Genomic DNA, 1,945 nt, shown 5'->3' on the forward strand with positions numbered 1-1,945 from the left:
TTACCGCAATCAGACTTTCGTAGTAATCGGCGGTTGCTTTATCGTCGCAGATAACGCGGGCATCATATTCCGGCAAACCAAATTTCACGGTGTACTTGCGGATCAGTTCTTCGGGGAGCGCGGGCAGGGTAGCCCTGATGCCGGCAATAAATTCGTCGGTGAGCCTGAAGGGGGCAAGGTCCGGCTCCGGGAAGTAACGGTAATCGTTGGCTTCCTCTTTAGAGCGCAGGGAAAAAGAGCTGCCATTGGAGGCGTCAAAGCTGCGGGTTTCCTGTACCAGGGTACCACCGGCTTCTATCAGGTCTATTTGTCTTTTTACTTCGTTATCTATGGCCCGCTTTACGTTGCGGATAGAATTCATGTTTTTTACTTCTACCTTGGTGCCCAGTGTAGTAGCTCCTTTCAGACGCACGGAGATGTTAGCATCACAGCGCATGCTCCCTTCTTCCATATTACCATCACAAACGCCCAGGTAACGCACCAGCCGCCGCATTTCAGTGAGGTAGGCATAAGCCTCATCGCTGTTGTGCATATCCGGCTCCGTCACGATTTCCACTAATGGAACGCCGGCGCGGTTATAATCTACATAGCTGTTATGCGGATCCTGGTCATGCAGGAGTTTGCCGGCATCTTCTTCGAGGTGAATGCGGTTCAACTGCACATTGCGGGTCCCCGCATCGGTGATAATGGTAATATAACCACCTTTACAAATAGGGGCGGTATGTTGTGAAACCTGGTAGCCTTTCGGAAGATCCGGGTAGAAATAATTCTTTCTGGCGAAGTAATTATCTTTCTCAATTTCGCAATGACAAGCCAAACCCAGTTTGATGGCATATTCAGCTGCCTTACGGTTCATACGGGGCAAAGTACCCGGATGCGCCATCGTAATAGGGCTGATATGCGTATTAGGTGCGCCGCCAAAAGCTGCGCTGTCGCTACAAAATAATTTACTTTCGGTAAGCAGCTGGGCGTGCACTTCCAGCCCTATCACTGTTTCATATTTGCTGTATATATCGCTCATATTCCATACTGATTCCCACAAATATATTCAAATAATACCGTGATTTCAGGCTATTTGGTGCCAATAAATCCCTAAATTGAGATAAGCAACAATTAAAAAAATCTTCCCTATGATCAGTAAGGCCCAGGCAAGTCAGCTTTATCAGGCGCAACAGGTTTATTTCGACTCTGGCGCCACTCTCCCGTATGCTTTCCGGAAAACGCAATTAAAACGGTTAAAAAAAGGAATACAAAAGTACGAGGAGAAGATCACGGCCGCTTTACACGCAGACCTGCACAAGCACCCCATGGAGGCTTACGGGAGTGAGATCGGATTTTTATATGAAGAAATAAGCTATATACTCGACGGACTTAAACAGTGGATGGAACCGGAAATAGTGACCTCCCCTTTTGTAACATACCCCAGCAGCAGCCGGGTGTACAAACAACCGCTGGGACTTACACTCATTATTGGCCCCTGGAACTATCCGTTTATGCTGCTCCTCAGCCCCTTGCTGGGCGCTATTGCGGGTGGTAATTGTGCTATTATTAAACCTTCGGAGATGGCCCCGCATACTGCCGCCGTGGTCGCCGACCTGATCAGGGATACTTTTGATCCGGCCTATATCACGGTCGTTGACGGCGATGGCGCAGAGATTATCCCCCTGCTCATGAGCTTCCGTTTTGACCATGTGTTTTTTACCGGCAGCATCCCTGTAGGTAAAAAGATTATGGAAATGGCGGTGCCACATCTCACGCCGGTAACACTGGAATTAGGTGGTAAATCACCTTGTGTGGTAGATGAAAAAGTAAATGTAACGGTAGCGGCTAAACGTATTGTATGGGGCAAGTTCTGGAACGCCGGTCAAACCTGCGTGGCGCCGGATTATTTACTCGTTCATCAGAACATAAAAGCAGAACTGGTGTCGGCGCTGAAGGCAGCCAT

2 protein-coding genes are annotated in these 1,945 nt (G+C 48.6%); one reads left to right on the plus strand and one right to left on the minus strand.

Annotation, left to right across the window (positions count from 1 at the left end; genetic code table 11):
* On the minus strand, positions 1-1,021 hold a 1,021-nt coding region (gene gatB / locus VIP81_RS15850), incomplete at its 3' end, for an Asp-tRNA(Asn)/Glu-tRNA(Gln) amidotransferase subunit GatB (protein WP_331962678.1).
* A gap of 109 nt (positions 1,022-1,130) precedes the next feature.
* Here gatB and VIP81_RS15855 point away from each other — a divergent pair.
* Positions 1,131-1,945: aldehyde dehydrogenase family protein (locus tag VIP81_RS15855; RefSeq protein ID WP_331962681.1), on the plus strand; the 815-nt coding region annotated here is incomplete at its 3' end.

It is taken from the genome of Chitinophaga sp. (assembly GCF_036566945.1).
Lineage (GTDB): Bacteria > Bacteroidota > Bacteroidia > Chitinophagales > Chitinophagaceae > Chitinophaga.